Source organism: Paraburkholderia sediminicola (assembly GCF_046027355.1).
In the GTDB taxonomy this organism is placed as follows: Bacteria; Pseudomonadota; Gammaproteobacteria; order Burkholderiales; family Burkholderiaceae; genus Paraburkholderia; species Paraburkholderia sediminicola_B.
Map to the genome: position 1 here is coordinate 107626 of NZ_JAQQEK010000015.1, position 21098 is coordinate 128723.

A 21098-nucleotide genomic window follows, 5' to 3' on the forward strand; every position below is an offset into this window, starting at 1 on the left:
AGAGAACTCCAATGACATCACTCGCCGATCAACTGGCCACCTGCAACACGCCCGGCCTTTTTGACGTCCTGCGCATTCACGGCCTGCCGGTCCACGAACTGCCGCGCGATATCAAAGGTCTTGCACCCAATATGAAACTCGCGGGACCGGTGTTTACCGTGACCGGCCGCGCCGATCCCACGATTTCGGTTAGCGAATCGCTCGAACTATTCATTTCCAAAGTGCTTTCAGGCGCGCCGCGCGACCATGTCGTCGTGTGCCAGCCGCATGACCATGCGCGCTCGGCAATGGGCGATCTCGCCGCTGAGGCGCTCAAGCAGCGCGGCATTCGCGGCTATTACATCGACGGCGGTTCACGCGATGCCGACGAAATCGAGGCCATCGGCTTTCCGGTTTTCGCCCGCTATACCAGCCCGATCGATATCGTCGGCAGCTGGCGGCTGGAGGCCACCGAGGTTCCCGTGGTCATCGGCGGCGTGACGGTGTCGCCTGGGGATTACATCCTCGGCGATCGCGACGGCACGCTCCTGATCGCGCGCGAACATGCGGAGTTCGTCATCACCGAAACGGTCAAGACAATGAGCACGGATTCGCGCATGCGTATGGCCATCCGCAGCGGTCGCGATCCGTATGACGCTTTCCTCGAGTTCGGCAAGCTGTAGCAACCTCAGGAGACCCACATGAAAATCGCCCGCTATCAATTGCGTGATGCCGTTCACTACGGCGTGCTCGAAGGCGAGCACCTGGAGCGCCTAAGCGGCTCGCCCTTCGACGGCATCACGTCGGCAGGCCAGACGGATGCGCTCGCCGATGCGACACTCCTTTGCCCGCTGCCCGCGCCCCGCTTGTTCGCGGTGGGCATGAACTACATCGGTCACATTGCCGAGGCTGGCGCGAAGACGCCCGAGATTCCGCAATTCTTCATGATGCCGACCACCGCTGCAATCGGCCCGAACGAAGCGATCGTGCGGCCGCGCGAGGCCCAGGTGGTTCATCACGAGGCAGAACTGGCGATCGTGATCGGCAAAAAGGCCCGCCGTATCGATGTCGCCAATGCGCTCGACTACGTGTTCGGCTACACCTGCGCAAACGACGTGAGCGAACGCGTAATCCAGAACCGCGAAATGGGCTACGGGTGTTTGCTGGTCGGCAAGGCCTTCGATACCTTTTGCCCACTCGGACCCGTAATCGTCACGGAACTCGACGCCGGCAATTTGCGCGTGCAGTCGAGCGTCAACGGAACGAGGCGGCAGGACGGCAACACCTCGGATCTGCTCTTCTCCGTGCCCTTCATCGTCTCCTATCTGAGTCAGGCGGTCACCCTGCTGCCCGGCGACGTGATTCTCACCGGCACGCCATCCGGCGTCGGCCCGCTGAATGGCGGCGATGTCTGCGAGATCACGATCGAAGGCATTGGCACGCTGAGCAATCCGGTCGTCGACGAAGCCGCCTGACCGGCTCACCACCGCGCCCTCTTTCGAAACAGGAATCGACATGCAACGCTATGTGCACTACATCGACGGACAGGATGCGCCGCCGCAAAGCCAACGCTGGTTCGAGTCGTATAACCCCTATACCGGCGACGCCTGGGCTGAAATCGCGGAAGGCTCCGCCGTCGACGCCGATCTGGCCGTTCAGGCCGCGCACCGCGCCTTCACGAGCGGCGCGTGGCCGCAACTGAGCGCGACGCAACGCGGCGAACTGTTGCGCCGTCTGGGCGATCTGATCGCACGCGACGCGCAAAAGCTCGCCGCCACCGAAGTGCGCGACAACGGCAAGCTGCTCGCCGAAATGGCCGGGCAACTGAACTACATTCCGCAGTGGTTCTATTACTTCGGCGGTCTCGCCGACAAAATCGAAGGCAGCGTGATTCCGCTCGATAAAAAGGGCTTTTTCAACTTCACGCGCCATGAACCGCTCGGCGTGGTCGCGGCGATTACGCCGTGGAATTCGCCGTTGCTGCTCACGGCATGGAAGATTGCACCGGCGCTCGCCGCGGGTTGCACGGTCGTGATCAAACCGTCCGAATTCACTTCGGCGTCCACGCTGGAATTCGTCAGGCTGTTTGCCGAAGCCGGCTTTCCGCCGGGTGTGGTCAACGTCGTGACCGGTTTCGGACGCGATGTGGGCGCGGCGCTCGTCGAACATCCGCTGGTGCGCAAGATCACCTTCACCGGAGCGGACAGCACCGGCCGCGCGATCAACGAGACCGCCGCGCGGCACTTCAAGCATGTGAGTCTGGAGTTGGGCGGCAAGTCGCCGAACATCGTCTTCGCCGACGCGAATCTCGACGACGCCGTGAACGGCGCGGTCGCCGGCATCTTTGCCGCGACTGGGCAAACCTGTATTGCCGGTTCACGGTTACTGCTGCAGGACTCGATTTACGACACTTTCGTCGAGCGCTTGTTGAAGCTCGCTCGCACCGCGCGCATGGGCGATCCCATGTCGATGGATACGCAGGTCGGCCCGATCACCACACGCCCGCAATACGACAAGGTGCTGCGCTACATCGATACCGCACAAAGCGAAGGCGCCACGCTCCTGCTCGGCGGCGGCGCCGGCACACGGCCCGAATGCGGACGCGGCTGGTTCGTCGAGCCGACTATTTTCGGCGACGTCGACAACGGCATGCGCATCGCCCAGGAAGAAGTATTCGGCCCGGTCCTCTCGATCATTCGCTTCAAGGACGAAGACGACGCGCTGCGCATTGCCAATGACGTGCGCTTCGGACTCGGCTCGGGCGTCTGGACCTCGGATATCGGCCGCGCGTTTCGTGTGTCGGAGCGGTTGCAGGCGGGCACGATCTGGGTCAATGCCTATCGCGCGGTCAGCTTCATGTCGCCCTTCGGCGGCTATAAAGATTCGGGCCTGGGGCGCGAAAACGGCGCCCAGGCGATCCACGAGTACTTGCAAACCAAAAGCGTGTGGATCAACACGGGCGCAGGCAGCGCCAATCCGTTCGTGATGCGTTGAGGGCGTACGGCGCCACGCGTCCATGCCAAAAGCTGATATCACCAGCAACCTTTGTTATTGGCGCGGCACCCGCCTCTCGCCCTAGCATAGCGTTACTCATTTACGGATTCACGAGGAGACATGAGCACAACCGAGTCGCCAGTATCGAACTGGCAGGAGAACATTTTCTCCATTCTGAAAAGCGGCGGCGTGCGCCAGGTCGCTTATGTACCCGATGCCGGGCACGCCCACGTGATTCGCCGTGTCCAGCAGGACCCGCAGATGCGCGACATCGTGCTCACCACCGAAGAGGAAGGCGTCGCGCTCACGAGCGGCGCATGGCTCGGCGGCCAACGCGCGGTGCTGCTGATGCAAAGCAGCGGCGTGGGCAATTGCGTGAACATGTTCTCGCTCCTGCAGAGCTGCCGCTTCCCATTTCTGACGCTGGTGACGATGCGCGGCGAGTATGCCGAGTTCAATCCGTGGCAATGCCCGATGGGCCAGGCAACGCAAGCGGCGCTCGAACTGATGGGGATCACCGTCCTGCGCGCCTCCACGCCGGAAGAAGTCGAAGACATGGTGTCCGCCGGTCTCGACGCTGCCTTCGAAGGCGGTCAACAAGTTGCCGTGCTGCTGTCGCAGCGGCTCATCGGACGCAAAAAGTGGGAACGCAAATGAACGCCTCATCCTCGATCTCATCTTCCGCGTCGATCGATCGGCGCGAATTCGTCGCGCGTCTGCTCGCGCTGTGCCCGAACGCGCTGGTGGTGACGGGTCTCGGTTCGCCTACCTACGACGTCTTCGCTTCCGGCGATTCGGACCGTTACTTCTATCTGTGGGGCGCGATGGGCGGCTCGACCTCGATCGCACTAGGTCTCGCCCTCGCCCAACCCGAGCGCCCCGTGCTGGCGATTACCGGTGACGGCGAACAGTTAATGGGCGTCGGCAGTCTCGCGACCGCCGGCGCGCAGCAACCGCCCAATCTGTCCGTGGTCGTGCTCGACAATGGTCACTTCGGCGAGACGGGCATGCAGCGCAGCCATAGCAGTCTCGGCACACGACTCGCGCAGGTGGCGCGCGCATGCGGCATCGAACAGGCTGCGGAAATTCACTCGCTCGACGGCGTTGAAGAATTGGCCGCCCGGATCAATGCGCGAGCCGGCCTTAGCTTTGCGCAGGTGCATGTCAAAGCGGACGAGCTGCCACGCGCGCTGCCTTCACGCGATGGTGTCTTCGTGAAGAATCGTTTCCGTCATGCGCTCGGATTCGCTCCGCTGTGATCGCGCCATGACGCTGTCCACAACGACTCCGGTGTCCGCCGAACTTGAAGCGCAGTACAACATGCGCCTGCTGCGCCCCGAATTCGAAGCCAGCCTGCTGCAGGAATGGCTTACACGTTCAACCGCTTTCAGGCGCTTGCCCGGCGCCCAACTGGATGTGGCGTACGGTCCGGGCGAACGGGATCGTCTGGACTACTTTCCCGCTGCGTCCGCCGATGCGCCGCTGTTGATCTTTTTTCATGGCGGGTTCTGGCAACGCGGCGACAAGTCGGTGTATAGCTTCGTGGCCGAGCCGTTCGTGGCCGAAGATGTGTCGGTCGTGCTGGTGAATTACACGCTGTGCCCGGCGGTTTCGGTCGAAGAGATCGTCGCGCAGTCGCAGCGGGCGCTGACATGGCTATGGCGTCATGCCGGCGAACTGGGGTGTTCGCGCGAGCGCTGGTTCGTTAGCGGCCATTCGGCGGGCGGCCACCTGGCCGCGCGAATGATGGCCACGCACTGGGATACGTTCGGCGATGAGTTACCAAAGCGGATGCTCACCGGCGCGATCCTGATCTCAGCGCTGTTCGACCTGGAGCCACTGTGCGACACGTCGATCAACGAAGGACTGCGGCTCGACCGCGAGCAGGCGCGGGCCGTGAGCGCGCTCCGGAATCCGCCCGCGACCGACGCGCCGCAACTGATCGCGGTGGGCGGCGCCGAAACACCGGCATTTCATCAGCAGGCCCGCGCTTACGAAACGGCATTCGGCAATGCGCAGCGTTTCATGCCGCATTACCGGATCGATGACTGCGATCATTTCGACGTGGTACAGGCGCTCGCGAATCGCACTCATCCATTCTTCGAACTCTGCCGCGATTTCATCCGCGCTCGCTAGCGAAATACGCGGGCGTCATGCTCCTCACCGCAAGCCCGCGCCCCGTGTCAATCCATCATGCCAAGCAGCGCACGGATATCGCGTCCCGGCTCCGCGTCGGATCCGTAGGAGAAGTCGCCGCGCGCCTGCCGCTGCGCCAGTTGATCCATCAGGAAGCGGTAACGCGTGCCCGGTGCGTCGAAACGCGAATGCAGATCAAGCCGGTCGTCCGGATCGAAATAGCGTTCGTTCTGCGGCCGGATCACCGAATTGTCCTGCGGCTGGATTACGAACGCGATGCGCGGCATCACGTAGCGCAACGGAATTGGCGCGGCTGTCGTATTGAAGGTGACGTCACAGCGCGAGCGATGACGGCCTACCGGCACGAACGGTTGCAGATTCGGCACGTCGTAGCCGGGCCGGAAACGCGGGTAGGAAATGCATACATTGCTGCGCAAATGCACGTGCAGCACCGCACGAAAATCCTGGTACTTCGAGCGCACGCCGCCGACCCAGCGCATGATCGGCGCCACCGATTTCCGTGTCACGATGCGGGTGCGCGTGACCGTCTCCGAAGTCCATTCCGTTTCGACAATGTCGGACTCGGAAGTCCCATCGCCGATGGTGTTCGCATGCAGAAAATCTGCGTGCGTGAGATCGATCAGATTTTCGATCGAGAGCGCCGATGTCGAATCGAAGCGCACCGTACGCTGCGTATAGCCGGGCAAGCTGCCGTCGAGCGGCAGAAACGGGATGTGCGGCAGCAATTGCGCATCGGCGTGATCCGGATTGCCGTACCACGCCCAGATATAGCCGTAGCGTTCCACCACCGGATATAAGCCGGAGCCGCCAGTGAGCGCGCTAGCCTGTGCACGATGCTGTTCCAGTTGCTCGGGGCGAAACTCGGCGGCGAGCGGCTGACCCGCGTGGTCCCGCCACAGAAAATATGGCTGTGAATGGACGATGCGGCGAATCGGCTTTTCCGTCACGTCGCGGCTATGCGAGACCGGGAACCAGGCGTCGCGCAAATCGTAGTTGAGCGGTGTCCAGTCGCGGCGCGCGGATCTGGATGGTGTAGCGGCGGCATTGGCCACGTCGTCGGCGAGTGTTTCGGTGACGGCATTCATCGTGCGATGCTCCTTGTCGAAATAGAAAGCAACTCAGGCGGCCTCGCTCAGTGGCGCACGCCGCGCGGCGCGAGCCGCGGCCAGGTCACGCGACGGCGCCACCAGCAACGCGGCCAGCGCGGCACCGTCGATCATCGGATGGATCCGGAACGGTGCGCGTGCCCGACGTCGCGCGATAAGCCAGCGCAGCGGCGCGCCGGCCACTCGCGTGTCGTGCCTGAAGCCGCGCCAGCACACGCTGGTGGTGCCACGCCGGTTAGCACTGGAGGCGATGCATAAGGTCACGAGCGGCGCTTCGTCCGCGTCCAGCAGCTCGACGCGGATCGTGCCGCCTTCGAGCGGCACCGCCGTGCGCACGATCAGAGGATGATCGACAACGAAGGCCGCCGGCAACATCTGCGTCTTCCACACTGCGCCGCGATCGACCACGAGCCGCCCGGCTTCCACGCGTGGATCGCCGAGAAAGAAATCGGTGATGCGCACGCTGCCGAATTCAAGCAGACATTCGGGCCCATCGAGCATCGCCGCGAGATACTCGTCGTGCGCGATGTTGACGACCGCCGTACCGCTGAACTCGGCGCCCTGCGGCTGATAATCCGCGCCCGGCAACGGCGAGTCGCCGGGACTCCCCTCGCCTAGCCATACGTGCACGAAGCCTCGACTTTCAGCCACCCGATAGGCACGCGCGCCGTATCGCGACGGCACGCGCTCGTCCTCGCGCAGATTCGGAATCGTGGTGCACATGCCGGTCGTGCCGTTGAAGGTCCAGCCGTGATAGCCGCATTGCAGTCCCTTCGGCGTAACCGTGCCGAGTGCAAGCGGCACACGCCGATGCGGACACCGATCCTCCAGCGCGCCCAATTCGCCAGCCGCATTGCGAAACAACACGAGTCCCTCGCCGTTGCACACCACTGCGAGCGGCTTCTCGCCGTTCACCGATTCGCGAAGGGCCGCCGCCCACCAGTTGCCTGTCGTCATGCGCGTGTCTCCGTCTTTTCTATCGAAGCTCGCCAGCGAGATGCAACAGGGCATCGCACCGGCTCGCGTTGCAGACTTCCTTGAGCGTTGAGTTCTTCTTTCGCTGATGCTTAGGCGGCAACCTGTTCGTTGACATCCAGCTTCAGCAGCTTGATCGCATTGCCGCTGCGGATTTTCTCGCGATCCGCTTCGGACAGCCCGAGGCCTTCTGTGAGATCGCCGTGCTCATACGCGCCGCCGAAGTTCGTGCCGTATAAGAGGTTATCCACGCCGACCACCTCCACCACGCCGCGTCGCAAACCGGTTGCATGCACATCGAGGTCGAAGTAGAAGTTTGGCAGATAGTCCATCACCGGGCGCTTGTTGCGCGAGTCCGGGGCCATCACGCGATTGAGATCATTCAGGCGTCCAAGCTGGAAAATCGCCATGCCGCCTGCGTGCGTAATATAGGTCTTCAAGCCAGGGAACATATCGAGCGCGCCGCCGTTGATCAGATTCCAGAAGAACAGCGTTTCGTCGAAACAGTCGCCGACGATCGAGGTGGTCTCGAACTTGTCGTCCGTATGCTTTTCGCCCCAGTAGATGGACTGGTTGAAGCCGTGCACCATGATCGGCGCATCGAGCTTTTCGAGTTGCTCCCACACCGGGAACAATTCCTCGCTGTGCGCTTCAAGGCCATTGAAATTGGCGCCGCCCACGCACACGCCCTTGGCACCGAGTTGCGTCACCGCGCGTTCGATTTCGCGTGCGGCCTCGTCCGGATTAGCGAGGTTTGCATGAGCCCAGAACGCGAAGTGATCCGGATCCTTTGCACAGAACGCGGACAGTTCGTCATTGCAAATGCGTGCGTATTCGTCGCCGAATTCGCCGGCCCAGTACATGAACGCATGCGACGGCGTGGACAGCACCAGCTTGTCGACTCCGCGCTCGGTCATCAGTTTGCGGCGTGCGTCATGGGTCATGCGCGCGAGCAGATTCGCTTCGGCTTCGTCGTCATCGCGCGCTTTCGACGGTTGCGTCGTGCCGAGCGAAAAATGACCCACAGTCAGGCCTTTGGTCTTCATGAATGGGCCCCAGAACTCGTGACGCTTGAGCATCGCGGGGGTGAACAGATGGGCGTGGACGTCGATCAGCATGGGTCTTTCTCCTGTATGGCGGGGTATGGCCGTTTATGGACGCCGTCGCTACGCGAATGTCGTGCAGGCTGCGGCGTGATGTTCGAAATGCGTGCACGGCGCGTCATTGCGCTGCGCCTTGCTCAATTGGTTCGATCTGCTGCTTCTGGCATGCGGCCCATGAAACCTGCCGCGCGCTGATGAAACTGGCCACTGCCGGATGCCCCCGCCACCGTCACACCGGAATCGACCACCAGCGTGTGTGCGGTGACATGGCGCGCGTCGTCGCTTGCAAGGTAGGCGAGTGCGGCGGCGATTTCCTCCGGCATCAGCGGTGTGCCGAGCGGCGATGCCGTGGCGGCTGCGTCGAGTGCGGCTTCGAGACTCCCGCGACCCTGCACGATCATGTTGGTGACGGTCGTACCCGGCGCCACCGCGTTGACGCGCACGCCAAGCGGGGCGAGTTCCGAGGCGGCTGATCGCGTGAGTCCGATCACACCGTGTTTGGCCGTGGTGTACGCATGCGGGCCGAGTCCGCCGATCACGCCGGCGGTACTCGCTACCGAGAGAATGCAGCCGCTCTTTTGCCGCACCATCGCGCGGCCGGCGTGTTTGATGCCGTAAAACACGCTATCGAGCAGCACAGCGAGCGTGGCGTGCCAGGCGGCGGCGTCGGTCTCCAGAATCGAGCCGAAGGCGCCCACCAGTCCCGCGTTGTTCACCATGCAGTCGAGCCGCCCATGCATATGCAGTGCATGCTCGACCGCCTGAGCAACCTGCGCTTCAATGCTTACGTCGGTGCGTACGAACGAAGCGTTCGCCAGTTCCCGCGCTAACGAAGCACCGGCGTCGGCATCGATATCGGCTAGCACGACAGTCGCGCCTTCGGCCGACATGCGCCGGGCCGTCGCCGCGCCTATCCCGCTGGCCGCGCCAGTAATCAACGCGACCTGGCCTTGCAAACGTTCAGTCATGGCGTGCCGCCGAGTTCAAGGGATCATCAGGCCGCCGTCGACCGCCAGCGTCTGTCCGGTGATGAAGTTCGCGCCGTCGCTGACGAGAAAGAGCAGCATGGGCGCCATCGCCGTGTCGGGGTCGCCGAGGCGGCCGCCGAGCGGAATCTGCTGCGCCATGAAAGCGTCGTGCGCCGCGAGTTGTTCGGCGTCTAGCCGGGCGCGGAATTTTTCGTACATCGGCGTCCACATGGCGGGCGCCAAAGCATTGACTGTGATGCGGTACTTGCCCCACTCCTTGGCCGCCGTTCGAGTCCAGCCGAGCACCGCTGCCTTGGCCGCCGAATAGTGCGCGAGACCGGGCACGCCCATCACGCCCGCCGCCGACGCGAAATTGATAATGTGCCCGCCACGTTCTTTCAGATGCGCGAAGGCGGCCTGATTGGTGTTGAGCGTGCCGCGCGCGTTGACGTCGAACATCAGGTCCCAGTCTTCCTGGGTAATCGACTCAGCCGGCGATTTGCGCTCGACGCCGGCGATATTCACGAGCGCGTCGAGCCCGCCGATGCGCTCCACAGCGGCGCTGAATGCGTCATCGACTTGCACGCGCTGGCTGACGTCGCAGCGGAAATAATGCGCCTCTCCGGGGCCCTTTGCGGACGCTTCAGCGGCGATGGTGCGGCCCGCTTCGTCGTTCAGATCGAGCGCCGCCACTTTCGCGCCCGCGGCGACCAGCGCTTTTACGGCGCTCGCGCCGATACCGCTCGCTGAGCCCGTCACGATCACGCGTTTGTTGTGGATATCCATACCTGTCTCCGTGTTTCTGTTCTGTTCGTATCGATTGCGCTACGTGCCGCGGCAAGCGCCTGACGCTACGCGAGCTGCGCAATCAGGTCTTTGGCCTGTCCAAGCAGGCGCACCGCCGACGCATGATGCTTATCGCCCAACTCCGCCGATGACTTACCCGCGCACGAGCGCGCGTAACTTCCCTCGAGCAGGATGCCGAGCTTGAAGCGCGCAAGCACGACGTACCAATCGATCGCGGATAAATCACGATCGCTGCGCTCGCGGTAATAGTCGACCAGTTCGGCGGCGCCCGGAAAACCGAGCCACGGCGCGACGCGTATCGTTCCCGCGCCTTGGCCTTCGGCATCCGGCCACGTCGCCACCAGCCAGCCGAGATCGAGCAACGGATCACCGACGGTGGCCAGTTCCCAATCGATGATCGCCGCGAGTTCCGCCGAGTCGTTGCGGAACATCACGTTGGCCAGATGGAAATCGCCGTGCAGGATGCCAGTGCGCGATGGCGCGGGGCGATTCGCGTCAAGCCACTCCGCGACCTCGACCACACCAGGTAGCGAAGCCGGACCGGGCCAACCCGCATGCACCTGGTAGTGCTCCAGTTGCCCTCGCCAGCGCGCCACCTGGCGTTCGAGAAAGCCTTGCGGTTTGCCGAAGTCGCCGAGACCGGCAGCCAATGGATCGACTTCGCCGAGTCGCAGCAGCGCATCCACCATCGAATAGCCCATGCGTTGCTGCGCTTGCGGCTGCGCATGAAATTCCGGCAACGCGGCCGCCGAAGCGTTGAACCCTTCGACCGGCGCCATCAGATAGAACGGTGCGCCGAGCACGGAATCGTCGATACACGCGCCGAACAACTTCGGATGCGGCACTGCCGTTTCCGCCAGTGCACCCAGCACGCGCGCCTCGCGAGCGATGGTCGCGCACACTTCCGGTCTCGCATGCAAAGGCGGCCGGCGCAAAACGAATTCGCGCGCACCGCGCCGGAAGCGCAACAGGATGTTCTGCGTGCCGCCCGTGAGCGGCTTCGCGTCGACGATCGGCCCGCTTTCGAGTTGCCGCGCGTCCATCCATTGCGTGAGCCGCTCGAGGTCGACGGCCGCTTGCCAGCCGGAATTCATCATCACCTACTCCCTTTGAGCAGTTAGCCGAGCGCCGCGCGGAATTTGCGCTCGGCGGCCGCGGCTGCGGTCGGCCGGTGGTAAGCGGGGAACAGTTCAGCGCAGGGCTCGTATTCACGCAGCAACTGTTTAGCGACGGTGACCTTGTGCACTTCGGTCGGGCCGTCGGCGAGACCCATCTGGAAGGCGCGCGAGATCATGCCGGCGAACGGCATCTCCGACGAAGCGCCGATCGAACCATGCACATGCAGCGCACGCGCCGCAATGTCGTGCAGCACCTTCGGCATCGCGGCCTTCACGGCGGCGATGTCCTTGCGCACCTTCTGGTAGTCCTGATAGCGGTCGATGCGCCACGCGGTGCGCATCACCAGCAAACGGAACTGCTCGAGTTCGAGCCACGAGTCCGCGATTTTTTCCTGCACCATCTGCTTGTCCGCGAGCACGCTGCCCTGTGTGTGGCGGGACAGCACGCGCTCGCACAAGGCGTCGAGCGCTTTCTGCGCAAGACCGATGGTGCGCATCGCGTGATGCACGCGGCCGCCGCCGAGCCGCACCTGCGCGACCACGAAGGCTTCGCCGGACGCGCCGAGCATATGATCGGCCGGCACGCGCACCTGCTCGAAGGCGAGATACGCGTGCGTCGCTTCGGGTTCGTCGGCCATGCCCACGTTGCGCAGAATGTTCAGGCCCGCGGTGCCCGCCGGCACGATGAACATCGACATGCCCTTGTAGGCGGACACGTCCGGATCGGTGATCGCCATCACGATGAAAAAGTCTGCGAACCGCGCGTTCGACGCAAACCATTTCTGTCCGCTGATTACCCAGTCGTCACCGTCGCGCACCGCGCGGGTCGTGAAAACCTTTGGATCGGCACCGCCTTGCGGTTCGGTCATCGCGAAGCAGGAGACGATATCGCCCGCCAGCAACGGCGCGAGATAACGCGTCTTCTGCGCTTCAGTGCCGTAATGCGCGAGGATTTCCGCATTGCCCGAGTCGGGTGCCTGGCAGCCGAACACGATCGGCGCGAACACCGCACGCCCCAGAATCTCGTTGATCAGCGCGAGCTTGACCTGCCCATAGCCCGGGCCGCCTAGTTCGGGGCCGAGGTGGCACGCCCACAGCTTGCGATCCTTCACCTGCTGCTGCAGCGGCTTCACGAGCGTCTGAAACTTAGGGTCGTGGATATTCCACGGGCTGCCCAAAACATGTTCGAGCGGTTCGACTTCATCGCGCACGAACTGCTCGATCCAGTCGAGTTCGGCCTGAAAGTCAGGGTCGGTTTCAAAGTCCCAAGACATGCGGTTGCCTTTCGAAGTAAGCGTGCGAATGAAAGATCAGGCGAGCAACATGCCGCCGTCGAGCAGCAAGGTCTGGCCGAGCATGTAAGCCGACAGTGGCGACGCAAGGAACAGCGCGCCACCGGCCATATCCGCGGGCGTGCCGAGGCGGCCGAGCGGAATGCGCCGCAGCGCGCCTTCGAGGCGCTTCGGGTCCGCGGTCGTCACGCGCGTGAGTTTGGTTTCCACGAGCCCGGGTGCGATGCCGTTCACGCGGATGCCGTCGCGTGCCCACGCTTCGCCCAGCGTGCGGGTCAGACCGAAGGCGCCGGTTTTCGACGCGTTGTACGCGGGGTTGCCACGCGTCGAATGAAACGCCGCGGCCGAACTGACGATGATCATCGCGCCGCGTGCCGCTTTCAACGATTCGAAGCAACGGTCCGCGCAAGCCATCAGGCTGGTCAGGTTGATGTCGAGCACCTTTTTGAAGCCCGGCGTCTTGAACTCCTGACGGTCGTAAAGCACCGTTCCTTGCGCCTGCACCAGCACGTCGAGCCTGTCGAACGGCAGTTCGCAGCGCTCGATATTGGCCGACTCCGACACGTCCACCTGGGCGTAATGCAGGCCCTTCAGATTCGAATCGATCGAATCGGCGTAGTCGGAGACCGAAGCACGCGTGCCCCACACATGCACCGTCGCGCCGCGCTCCCGAAACGCCTGGGCGATTCCGTTGCCGATACCGCTCGAGCCGCCCACCACCAGCACGTTCTTGCCAGTGAAATCCAGTTCGTTCATCAGTGTCTCCGTGGCGCCCGAATGAGGCGCTCAAATGTGGCGCTCAAATGCGCGTGACGCCCTGATTGGCCAGCTCGTCGATGTGTTGCGCGTCGAAGCCCAGCATCTCCAGCAGCTCGCGGCTGTGCTCGCCGAGCGCGGGAGGTGCGCGTTCGATGACGAGCGGCAGGTCGTCGAAATCCCACAGCGCGCCGATCTGCTGCAGCGAACCGTAGACCGCGTGGCCGTAGGTGGCATGCAGGCCGGCGGCGGCGTGCTCGGTGCTGTCGAGGAAGACGTCGCACTGCGATTCCAATGCGGGTTCGGCAGGTACGCCAGCTGCGTGCAACCCGGCCAGCGCAGCCGCTACATCGAGCGCGGCAAACGTAGCTTCGGGTTTCTCGCCAGCGATCCGCGTGAAGGCGTTAGATTCCGCCGCGCTCAGTGCCGCCACGGCGATCCACCCATCCTTGCAGCGATAAAGGCGATGCGTAGGCGCGATACCATGCTGCCCCGCGTCGAGATGCGCCATCGGCGTCAACGCGTGCTCCTGATCGATCACGATAGCTTCGCTCGCGGTCATCGTCATCGCGCCGAGCAATGACGACGCAACCACCTGTCCCTCGCCGGTCCGCACGCGCGCGAGATGCGCGAGCAATACCGCGAACACCGAGGACAAGGCCGCCAGATGATCGCCGACACCAAAGCGCAGCCAGCTCGGCGGATTGCCCTCGCCGCCCGATTCCGTCTCCCAGCCCACCGCCGCCTGCATCAACTGATCGAAGCCCGGCCAATCGGCGCGTGGACCTCGCGGACCATACGAACTGACATGCGCGCAGACGAGCGCCGGCTTGATGGCGCGCAACTGGTCTGGCGCGATGCCGAGCTTGCGCGCCGCCGGCAAGCGCACGTTGTGATGGACGATATCGGCCCAGTTCGCGAGCGCCTCGATGACCGGTTTGCTGCCTTCCGCGCCGAGCTTCAGCGCGAGTCCACGCTTGCCGCGCTGCGTGCCGGCGAAGGCGCGCTCAAGGCGGCGCATCGCGTCGCCCGCAGGTGGCTCGACCTTGATGACGTCGGCGCCGAGGTCGGCGAGCACCATGCAGGCAAACGGACCGGCGAGATAGGCACCGAGGTCCAGCACCTTGAGGCCGTCGAGGGGAGGACGTAAAGCAGCCGAAGCAGCATGTGACGACGTGCGCTCGCCAGTCGCAGCATGAGAATCTGCACGAGGAGTGGCGCTAAAGCGATTTGTATCCGACCAACCGATACCGCGCGCTGCAATCGGAACTTGCAAAGGCCCACGCACACATGCTGGTGGATCGACGTGATAAGCCGGTCCGGGTTGAGACGTGCTGCCGAAATCCGGATCGTCCACGCCGACCACATAACCGTTGAGGCGCGCCTGTTCGTCGGCGTAAATCTCGCCGAATGGCGCGGCGATCTGCGCGGCAACGTCGTGCGCCCAGAAATGTTCGACCCAGTCCTGCGCGTTGCGCGTGGCGATGATTTCCCGGTTCGCACCGAAGTTCGGCGCGACATGGCTCGGCGGCCACTGCGCATTGGCGCGCGCCACTTCGTCCGGGCCCATCGCGGCGAGCGCCTCGGCCATCCACGGTGCGGCATCGGGCGAGTAATGCACGTGAATCCAGCGGCCGTCCGCGCAACAGTGCAACGGAATCGGCACGCTCTTGTCGAGTCCCTTGGCGAATACGAGCGTAGGCTGAGCGGCGCGCGACCAGTGCATCGTCATCGGCACGAGCGCGGCTTGCGCGAGACTCGTGTGCGCGATGCCGCCATGCCCGTCGCGTTCACGCGCGATCAGCCGCGCCACGACGCCGATCGCACTCAGCCAGCTCGCGATCCAGCTCGCAAACGGCATGCGGATAAATACGGGACCAAGCCGATGCCCCGGCTGTTCGTCGAGAATGCCCAGACGCGCGAGTACCAACGTTTCGCGCACCGGCGCGTCGGCGAGCGCGTGACGGCGCGGCCACCCTCCGACGCTCGCGACGATGAGCGCCGGATAGCGTTGCCGCAATCGCGCGTCGTCCAGCGACCATGCGGCCGCTTCGGCGGGTGTGAGGTCGTGGACCAGCACGTCCGCATCCGGCAACAAGCTATCGAGCAGGTCGCGCTGCGCGGCAAGGTCGCCATCGGTCACCCGGCGCTTGCCGCGATCGAGTACATGAAAGAGTGCCGCGTCGCGCTCGGACTCATGGCGTGGCCGCTCGATCTTCACGACGTCCGCGCCGGCTTCGGCGAGATACAGCGCGCTGGCGCTGCCTGCGAGTCCGATGGCGAAGTCGATCACCTTCAGGCCGGCTAACAGACCCGCCCGCGAGTTTTGCACCGGCTGCCCGGCGTCGGCTTGAACGCCACTCATGCTTCGACTTCCTGCACGACCGGCCGCACGATTCTGCTGCGCAAGATGCCGATCCCCTCCACTTCCAGCTCGACCACATCGTCCGGTTTCAGATAGCGGAGCTGTTCAAGTCCGCAACCGTTGCCGACCGTGCCCGAACCAAGGAATTCGCCAGGATGCAAGGTCTCGGAGCGAGAGATATGAGCGATCACGTCCTCGAATTGCCAACGCATGTCGCGCGTGTTGCCGCGTCCCCATTCCTCACCGTTCACGCGCGCGATCATCGTCAGATCGTAGGGATCGCCGAGTTCATCAGCGGTGACGAGACACGGACCCATCACGTTCGCCGTGTCGAAGTCTTTGCCTTTGGCCGGCCCTAGCATGCCGCCCATTTCGGTGGCCTGGGCGTCGCGCGCGCTGATGTCGTTGAAGATCGTGTAGCCGTAGATGTGAGTCCGCGCCTTCTCGCGCGAGACGTCTTTGGCGCGCTGGCCGATGTAGCAGCCGAATTCCAGTTCGAAGTCGAGCAGCTTGCTATAGGCCGGCCAGATCACATCGTCGTCGGGACCGATCACGGCGAAGCGGTTGCACTTGTAGTAGATCGGCTGACGATTGAAAGTGTCGATCACGCGATCGTCGGCGCGCGTGTTCATCGCCGTCAATGTCGCTTCCGGGTCGGGCGTGCGCAGGGCGCGTGCGCGACGAGCCGCAGCGAAGCTCTGCCGCAGATGCAGTTCGAAGCACGAGCAGTCGCGCATCTGCGTGGGCGGTTGAATCGGTGCGAGCAGTTTCACGGTGCTGCGTTCGCGCACTGCGTCGGCGGGCGCACGCGCCAGCAGCGCGCGGGCTTCTTCGAGTAGCGAATCGCCGCCCGTCAGCAACGCCTGCACGCTCGCCAACGCGACACTGTCGCCGCCACGCACGATGCGGCTTGCCTCGCGCAAATCCAGCACCGCATGGTCGTTGTCGAACAGCGCGCCCGAGCGCTGCACGCCGTCGGCCAATTGAAAAGTCACGAGTCTCATCGGATGGCTCCGGCTTGAAAAGATGGATCGGGCGCAGCGGTGGAGAGTCCCGGCATGGCACGTCGCAACACCACCGGCAGGCCGCCGTGGGTGCGTTTGCTCATCCAGTGGGACAAGGCCGCGTCCATGTAATCGGCGTGTCCGGGAAACCAATCGGCGAGCGCTTCCGCAAGTTCGCGCGCAACCTGGCAAGCAGCGCCGTCGCGCAGCATCTGTGCAACTTCGCGCACCGAGTGCAGAACCGCCGCATGTTCGTCCACATGGCACTGCGCGGCGGGAAAGCCGGTGCGCTGCATCCACTGCTCTTCCTGCTCGAAATGCGCGACCGCACGCCTTTCGAAATCCGCGAGCGTCTCAGGTAAGGACGCTTCATCGCATCGCTGCAAAGCGGCGACACAATCGACGAACTCGTGATGCGTGTCGTCCATGGCCGCGAAGCCGAGCAGGAAACCGTCGTTCCAGCTTAGTGCGACGCCAGGCAGCCGCTGTGTGTTCAGCTCGGGAGATAGCGCGGCGCCCATTACACGCGCCCCGCTACCGGCAGACACGCGCCGGTCACCGCACTGGCATCGTCCGACAGCAGGAATGCGATCACAGCGGCAAGCTTGTCCGCCGCGACCCAGCGCGACGTATCGGCGTCGGGCATATCCGCGCGATTCGCGGGTGTGTCGATGATGCTCGGCAGCACCGCATTGACGGTGACGTTGCGGTCTTTCAACTCCTCGGCGAGCGCTTCGGTGAGCCGCGCGACACCGGCCTTCGACGCCGCATAGGCGCCCATGCCTGCAGCGGCTTTCAATGCGGCGAGCGCGCCGACATTCACGATGCGCGCACTCTTCTCGCGCAGCAGATACGCGAGGACTTCACGCGAAGCGATCGCCGCCGTGCGCACGTTCATCGCATAGAGACGATCCCACGTTTCGATGCTGCCCGACTCCAGCGTTTCCCACGCGAAGCCGCCCGCGATGTTGACCAGCGCGTCGATGCCGCCGAGCCGCTCGGCGATCTGCCCGAACGCATTCGACGTACTGGCCGCGTCGCCAAGATCGACACCGCCGAACACTGCTTCGACACCATCGATCGTCACGCTTGCCGCGCGATCCACCAGCGCGACGCGGGCGCCGCGTGCGCTCAGTTCAGCGCCGACCTGGCGCCCTAACGCGCCAAGACCGCCCGTGACGATGACCCTGCGATGGATAAGTTGATTGGTCGGCATATGAACGCCTGTCTCCTGTGTTTGACCGGGCTTCTGAGTGATTTCCCTGGCGGGAAAACCCTGCACCGTTCTCGCTAATTTAATACATTTTTCGCGTTTCTGTTCATATATTATGGTGACATCAACACACGGTCAACTGCCAGGCAATACGAAATCAAGCGCATCCATGCCGAGAAAACTTCCTCTTCTGACTGCTGAAACCGCGCCGTTCTGGCAAGGCGGTGAACACGGCCTGCTCAACGTCTACCACTGCGATGCATGCCGCTATCTGTTTCACCCGCCGGCGCCGCTCTGTCCGCGCTGCATGTCGTCGCAGGTCGGCGCGAAGCCGGTCTCGGGGCGCGGCAAGGTGGTGAGTTTCACGGTCAATCATCAGGCGTGGCTGCCGGATCTTCCGGTCCCGTATGTCGTCGCGATCGTCGAACTCGCGGAGCGAGAAGGCCTGCGTTTCGTGACGAATATCGTCGGCGGCGAAGTCAGCGACGTGCATATCGGCATGCCGGTACGTGTGAAATTTGAACAGCAGGAAGACGTGTGGCTGCCACTCTTCGAAGCCGATCCCGAACGGAGCGCGGCATGAGCGAGAACCTGTTCGAGAAGAACGTCGCGATTAGCGGCATCGGCCAGTCGGAAGTGGGCCGCCCGTCGAACCGCAGCGCCATGCAGTTGAGCGTCGATGCCGCGCTCGAAGCGATTGCCGACGCGGGCCTCACTCGCGAGGACATCGACGGAATTTCGTGCTGGCCCGGCGACAACGACAACGGCAATCCGTTTTCGCCGGTCGGGCCGAATGCGCTGATGAATGTGCTCGGCCTGAAGGTGAACTGGTACGGAGCAGGCTACGAAGGGCCCGGGCCACTTACGGGTCTGGTGAACGGCGCGATGGCAATCGCCGCCGGTTTGTGCAAGCACGTCCTGGTGTTTCGCACCATTACCGAGGCGAGCGCGCGCCTCAAAAGCAAAACCGCAAGCGCCCTCACCAATAAGACGGTGGGCCGCGACGGCAGCTATTTCTGGCAGTGGTACACGCCGTTCAATGTCGTCTCCGGCATCAACCTGATGGCGCTGTATGCGCAACGCCACTTTCACGAGTACGGCACGACGCCTGAGCAACTTGCACAAATCCCGTTGACGTGTCGCGCCAACGCCATGCTCAACCCGAAAGCCGTGTTTCGCAGCGCCATGACGATGGACGACTACCTCGCGTCGCGCATGATTTCCACGCCGCTGCGCATGTTCGATTGCGACGTGCATTGCGACGCGTCCACGGCCATCGTGCTGTCACGCGCCGACCTTGCGCGCAATGGACCCAATGCGCCGATCCGGCTCGAAGCGATCGGCTCCGCTTTGCATCAGCCGTGGTCGTGGGACCAGATTTCGTTGACGGAAATCGCCTGCTTCGACGTCGGCCGCATGCTGTGGTCGCGTACCGATCTCCAACCGAAAGACGTCGGCAACGCGCAACTCTACGACGGCTTTTCTATCCTGACGATGCTGTGGATGGAAGGCCTCGGTCTTTGCCCGCGCGGCGAGAGCGGCGCGTTTATCGAAGGCGGCCGGCGTATTGCGCGCGACGGCCAGTTGCCCTTGAACACCAACGGCGGCCAGTTGTCCGGCGGACGCACGCACGGCCTCGGCTATGTGCACGAAGCCTGTACGCAGCTCTGGGGCCGCGCCGGCGAACGCCAGGTCGCGCCGCACGAGGTGGCGATTGCAGCGGCAGGCGGCGGGCCACTCGGCGCCAGCGTGTTGCTGGTCAAGCAATGACGCGGCTCAGCTTAAGGCGATGGCGCGGCCAATCACGCGCCATCCCAGGGGATGTACCGAGTTATCCGCATCAATCTGAATGTAGAATTAATTTCTGTATGTGGAATATCAAACTGACGGGCGACTGTTTTCCAGGCGCGTCTCGCGCGCACAGTGCCCGCCTGCCGATCCGTAAAGGAACCGCCGATGTCCCCTTCTGACTCGTCTCAATCCGCCGCCATCGACCTCACCGAATTCCGCGCCGGCTGGCGCCCCGTGCTGATGGCGATGCTCGGGCTCGGCGTCGCCGCCAACGCTTCGCTGCTGTATGCATTCGGTTCGCTCGTGATTCCGCTGCAACATGCGTTCGGCTGGAGCCGTGGTGAATTGCAACCGGCAATCAGCTTTCTGTTCGGTGGCGCAGTGATCGGCGCGCAGATCGTCGGCTGGCTCAACGAGCGCTATGGGATGCGGCATGTGACGATCGCATCGTTGATCGGACTCGCCGTGGTCTACGCGTTAATGTCGCTGATGCAGGTGATGGGCCACTCGATCGGCTGGCTTTATCTGATGTGCACACTGCTGCCGATCGCCGGCATGGGCACGATGCACATTACGTGGACACATCTCGTCAATCTGTGGTTCGAGCGCAATCGCGGCCTGGCGTTGGCCGTGATGCTGTCGGGCACCGGCCTCTCGGCGATTCTGATTCCTTCGGCCGTGACGTGGGTGATCGGCCGCTGGAATTGGCAAGCCGCGTTTCTTCTACTCGCGGCGTTGCCTCTGGTTCTAGTGTTGCCGCTGGTGCTGATGTGGCTGCACACGCCGAGCAGGCACGACGCCCACGAAGACGGTAGCAAGCGTGCCGCCGGCCATCGCGCCGCGCCGCCGGTGCGGGCGCACACGGGGCTCGCATTCCGTGACGCGATTGGTTCGGCACGCTTCTGGACGCTCAACATCGCGCTTTCGCTCGTCGTGGCCGCTACGGTCTCCATGGTCAGCAATACCGTGCCGCTCTTGCGCGACAAGGGGCTTTCGGCGGCCGAAGCGAGTCATATATTCGGCAGCTTCGGGCTCTCGCTGATAGGTGGTCGTCTGCTGGTCGGCTACCTGATCGACCGGTTGTGGGCACCTGCCGTGGCTGCCGTCGCGCTGGCCATGCCCGCCCTGGGATGTCTGCTGCTGTCCACCACTAGCGCCGATCACGCCGCCACGCTCGCGCTCGCCACGTTGCTGATCGGGCTAGGCGCCGGCGCCGAATTCGACATTGCCGCCTATCTGATGGCGCGTTACTTCGGCATGCGCGATTACGGCCGCCTGTTCGGCATGCACGTCGCGCTGATCACCATCGCGTCGGCATTGGCGCCGTGGCTGTTCGGCCGGATCTACACCGTGACCGGCTCATACACGACGATGCTGACGATCTGCGGCGGCGCCTTTCTGCTCGGCGCGATCACACTGCTGCCGCTCGGTCGTTACCCGAAATTCGATTCGCTGAATCTGGCCTGATTA

At 63.7% G+C, this 21098-nt stretch carries 21 protein-coding genes; 9 read left to right on the forward strand and 12 right to left on the reverse strand.

Translation table 11 applies throughout. From position 1 onward, the window contains the following. Nucleotides 1–11 precede the first annotated feature (11 nt). From PQR42_RS24910 to PQR42_RS24935, 6 genes are all read left to right on the forward strand, one after another. The gene (locus PQR42_RS24910; RefSeq protein ID WP_408387769.1) at nt 12–662 is read left to right on the forward strand and encodes an RraA family protein; all 651 of its coding nucleotides are present in this window, start codon (nt 12–14) and stop codon (nt 660–662) included. An 18-nt stretch (nt 663–680) separates the two neighbouring features. Then, on the forward strand, nt 681–1454 hold the full coding sequence (locus PQR42_RS24915) for a fumarylacetoacetate hydrolase family protein (protein ID WP_408387767.1): 774 nt from the start codon (nt 681–683) through the stop codon (nt 1452–1454). A 40-nt stretch (nt 1455–1494) separates the two neighbouring features. After that, nucleotides 1495–2973, forward strand: coding sequence for an aldehyde dehydrogenase (locus tag PQR42_RS24920; RefSeq protein ID WP_408387765.1), 1479 nt, complete (start codon nt 1495–1497; stop codon nt 2971–2973). Between the two features lie 120 nt (nt 2974–3093). Then, nucleotides 3094–3630 carry a phosphonopyruvate decarboxylase gene (locus PQR42_RS24925; protein WP_408210534.1) on the forward strand — a complete coding sequence of 179 codons (537 nt, stop codon included), beginning with the start codon at nt 3094–3096 and terminating at the stop codon, nt 3628–3630. Further along, on the forward strand, nt 3627–4232 hold the full coding sequence (locus tag PQR42_RS24930; RefSeq protein ID WP_408387763.1) for a thiamine pyrophosphate-dependent enzyme: 606 nt from the start codon (nt 3627–3629) through the stop codon (nt 4230–4232). Before PQR42_RS24925 ends, PQR42_RS24930 begins: the two co-directional genes overlap by 4 nt. Nucleotides 4233–4239: 7 nt before the next feature. Beyond that, nucleotides 4240–5109, forward strand: coding sequence for an alpha/beta hydrolase (locus tag PQR42_RS24935; RefSeq protein WP_408387761.1), 870 nt, complete (start codon nt 4240–4242; stop codon nt 5107–5109). A gap of 47 nt (nt 5110–5156) precedes the next feature. Here PQR42_RS24935 and PQR42_RS24940 read toward each other — a convergent pair whose 3' ends face one another. From PQR42_RS24940 to PQR42_RS24995, 12 genes are all read right to left on the reverse strand, one after another. After that, the gene (locus PQR42_RS24940) at nt 5157–6215 is read right to left on the reverse strand and encodes a Rieske 2Fe-2S domain-containing protein (RefSeq protein WP_408387759.1); all 1059 of its coding nucleotides are present in this window, start codon (nt 6213–6215) and stop codon (nt 5157–5159) included. Between the two features lie 33 nt (nt 6216–6248). Then, nucleotides 6249–7193: a Rieske 2Fe-2S domain-containing protein gene (locus tag PQR42_RS24945; RefSeq protein ID WP_408387757.1), complete on the reverse strand. Its 945-nt coding sequence runs from the start codon at nt 7191–7193 to the stop codon at nt 6249–6251. A gap of 110 nt (nt 7194–7303) precedes the next feature. Then, a complete protein-coding gene (locus PQR42_RS24950; protein ID WP_408387755.1) occupies nt 7304–8329 on the reverse strand; it encodes an amidohydrolase family protein in 1026 nt (341 codons plus the stop codon). Between the two features lie 122 nt (nt 8330–8451). Further along, entirely contained in the window at nt 8452–9282 is an 831-nt protein-coding gene (locus PQR42_RS24955) for an SDR family oxidoreductase (protein WP_408387753.1), read from the reverse strand. 15 nt (nt 9283–9297) lie between these two features. Then, nucleotides 9298–10068 carry an SDR family NAD(P)-dependent oxidoreductase gene (locus PQR42_RS24960; protein WP_408387751.1) on the reverse strand — a complete coding sequence of 257 codons (771 nt, stop codon included), beginning with the start codon at nt 10066–10068 and terminating at the stop codon, nt 9298–9300. Between the two features lie 65 nt (nt 10069–10133). Further along, nucleotides 10134–11186: a phosphotransferase family protein gene (locus PQR42_RS24965; protein ID WP_408387749.1), complete on the reverse strand. Its 1053-nt coding sequence runs from the start codon at nt 11184–11186 to the stop codon at nt 10134–10136. A gap of 20 nt (nt 11187–11206) precedes the next feature. Next, nucleotides 11207–12481 (reverse strand): acyl-CoA dehydrogenase family protein, encoded by a 1275-nt coding sequence (locus PQR42_RS24970; protein ID WP_408387747.1) that lies wholly within the window; start codon nt 12479–12481, stop codon nt 11207–11209. Between the two features lie 36 nt (nt 12482–12517). Further along, a complete protein-coding gene (locus tag PQR42_RS24975) occupies nt 12518–13255 on the reverse strand; it encodes an SDR family NAD(P)-dependent oxidoreductase (protein WP_408210564.1) in 738 nt (245 codons plus the stop codon). 43 nt (nt 13256–13298) lie between these two features. Continuing rightward, nucleotides 13299–15620 (reverse strand): CoA transferase, encoded by a 2322-nt coding sequence (locus tag PQR42_RS24980; RefSeq protein WP_408387745.1) that lies wholly within the window; start codon nt 15618–15620, stop codon nt 13299–13301. Continuing rightward, a complete protein-coding gene (locus tag PQR42_RS24985) occupies nt 15617–16624 on the reverse strand; it encodes a fumarylacetoacetate hydrolase family protein (protein WP_408387743.1) in 1008 nt (335 codons plus the stop codon). The genes PQR42_RS24980 and PQR42_RS24985 overlap by 4 nt, the downstream gene beginning before the upstream one ends. Next, nucleotides 16621–17145, reverse strand: coding sequence for a bacteriohemerythrin (locus PQR42_RS24990; RefSeq protein ID WP_408387741.1), 525 nt, complete (start codon nt 17143–17145; stop codon nt 16621–16623). Before PQR42_RS24990 ends, PQR42_RS24985 begins: the two co-directional genes overlap by 4 nt. Beyond that, a complete protein-coding gene (locus tag PQR42_RS24995; RefSeq protein ID WP_408387739.1) occupies nt 17145–17840 on the reverse strand; it encodes an SDR family NAD(P)-dependent oxidoreductase in 696 nt (231 codons plus the stop codon). Before PQR42_RS24995 ends, PQR42_RS24990 begins: the two co-directional genes overlap by 1 nt. 166 nt (nt 17841–18006) lie before the next feature. Here PQR42_RS24995 and PQR42_RS25000 point away from each other — a divergent pair, with 166 nt between their 5' ends. The 3 genes from PQR42_RS25000 to PQR42_RS25010 all read left to right on the forward strand — a co-directional run bounded on the left by PQR42_RS25000 (nt 18007) and on the right by PQR42_RS25010 (nt 21095). Continuing rightward, on the forward strand, nt 18007–18420 hold the full coding sequence (locus PQR42_RS25000; protein WP_408387737.1) for a Zn-ribbon domain-containing OB-fold protein: 414 nt from the start codon (nt 18007–18009) through the stop codon (nt 18418–18420). Next, complete coding sequence (locus tag PQR42_RS25005; RefSeq protein ID WP_408387735.1) at nt 18417–19607, forward strand: thiolase family protein; 1191 nt, start codon at nt 18417–18419, stop codon at nt 19605–19607. Before PQR42_RS25000 ends, PQR42_RS25005 begins: the two co-directional genes overlap by 4 nt. Nucleotides 19608–19793: 186 nt before the next feature. Beyond that, a complete protein-coding gene (locus tag PQR42_RS25010) occupies nt 19794–21095 on the forward strand; it encodes an MFS transporter (protein WP_408387733.1) in 1302 nt (433 codons plus the stop codon). Nucleotides 21096–21098 lie beyond the last annotated feature (3 nt).

What these genes read in the sequence shown, in the direction of transcription:
- PQR42_RS24910 (WP_408387769.1), top strand. Translation starts at nt 12, where the DNA reads ATGACATCACTCGCCGATCAACTGGCCACCTGCAACACGCCCGGCCTT.
- PQR42_RS24915 (WP_408387767.1), top strand. Translation starts at nt 681, where the DNA reads ATGAAAATCGCCCGCTATCAATTGCGTGATGCCGTTCACTACGGCGTG.
- PQR42_RS24920 (WP_408387765.1), top strand. Translation starts at nt 1,495, where the DNA reads ATGCAACGCTATGTGCACTACATCGACGGACAGGATGCGCCGCCGCAA.
- PQR42_RS24925 (WP_408210534.1), top strand. Translation starts at nt 3,094, where the DNA reads ATGAGCACAACCGAGTCGCCAGTATCGAACTGGCAGGAGAACATTTTC.
- PQR42_RS24930 (WP_408387763.1), top strand. Translation starts at nt 3,627, where the DNA reads ATGAACGCCTCATCCTCGATCTCATCTTCCGCGTCGATCGATCGGCGC.
- PQR42_RS24935 (WP_408387761.1), top strand. Translation starts at nt 4,240, where the DNA reads ATGACGCTGTCCACAACGACTCCGGTGTCCGCCGAACTTGAAGCGCAG.
- PQR42_RS24940 (WP_408387759.1), bottom strand. Translation starts at nt 6,215, where the DNA reads ATGAATGCCGTCACCGAAACACTCGCCGACGACGTGGCCAATGCCGCC.
- PQR42_RS24945 (WP_408387757.1), bottom strand. Translation starts at nt 7,193, where the DNA reads ATGACGACAGGCAACTGGTGGGCGGCGGCCCTTCGCGAATCGGTGAAC.
- PQR42_RS24950 (WP_408387755.1), bottom strand. Translation starts at nt 8,329, where the DNA reads ATGCTGATCGACGTCCACGCCCATCTGTTCACCCCCGCGATGCTCAAG.
- PQR42_RS24955 (WP_408387753.1), bottom strand. Translation starts at nt 9,282, where the DNA reads ATGACTGAACGTTTGCAAGGCCAGGTCGCGTTGATTACTGGCGCGGCC.
- PQR42_RS24960 (WP_408387751.1), bottom strand. Translation starts at nt 10,068, where the DNA reads ATGGATATCCACAACAAACGCGTGATCGTGACGGGCTCAGCGAGCGGT.
- PQR42_RS24965 (WP_408387749.1), bottom strand. Translation starts at nt 11,186, where the DNA reads ATGATGAATTCCGGCTGGCAAGCGGCCGTCGACCTCGAGCGGCTCACG.
- PQR42_RS24970 (WP_408387747.1), bottom strand. Translation starts at nt 12,481, where the DNA reads ATGTCTTGGGACTTTGAAACCGACCCTGACTTTCAGGCCGAACTCGAC.
- PQR42_RS24975 (WP_408210564.1), bottom strand. Translation starts at nt 13,255, where the DNA reads ATGAACGAACTGGATTTCACTGGCAAGAACGTGCTGGTGGTGGGCGGC.
- PQR42_RS24980 (WP_408387745.1), bottom strand. Translation starts at nt 15,620, where the DNA reads ATGAGTGGCGTTCAAGCCGACGCCGGGCAGCCGGTGCAAAACTCGCGG.
- PQR42_RS24985 (WP_408387743.1), bottom strand. Translation starts at nt 16,624, where the DNA reads ATGAGACTCGTGACTTTTCAATTGGCCGACGGCGTGCAGCGCTCGGGC.
- PQR42_RS24990 (WP_408387741.1), bottom strand. Translation starts at nt 17,145, where the DNA reads ATGGGCGCCGCGCTATCTCCCGAGCTGAACACACAGCGGCTGCCTGGC.
- PQR42_RS24995 (WP_408387739.1), bottom strand. Translation starts at nt 17,840, where the DNA reads ATGCCGACCAATCAACTTATCCATCGCAGGGTCATCGTCACGGGCGGT.
- PQR42_RS25000 (WP_408387737.1), top strand. Translation starts at nt 18,007, where the DNA reads ATGCCGAGAAAACTTCCTCTTCTGACTGCTGAAACCGCGCCGTTCTGG.
- PQR42_RS25005 (WP_408387735.1), top strand. Translation starts at nt 18,417, where the DNA reads ATGAGCGAGAACCTGTTCGAGAAGAACGTCGCGATTAGCGGCATCGGC.
- PQR42_RS25010 (WP_408387733.1), top strand. Translation starts at nt 19,794, where the DNA reads ATGTCCCCTTCTGACTCGTCTCAATCCGCCGCCATCGACCTCACCGAA.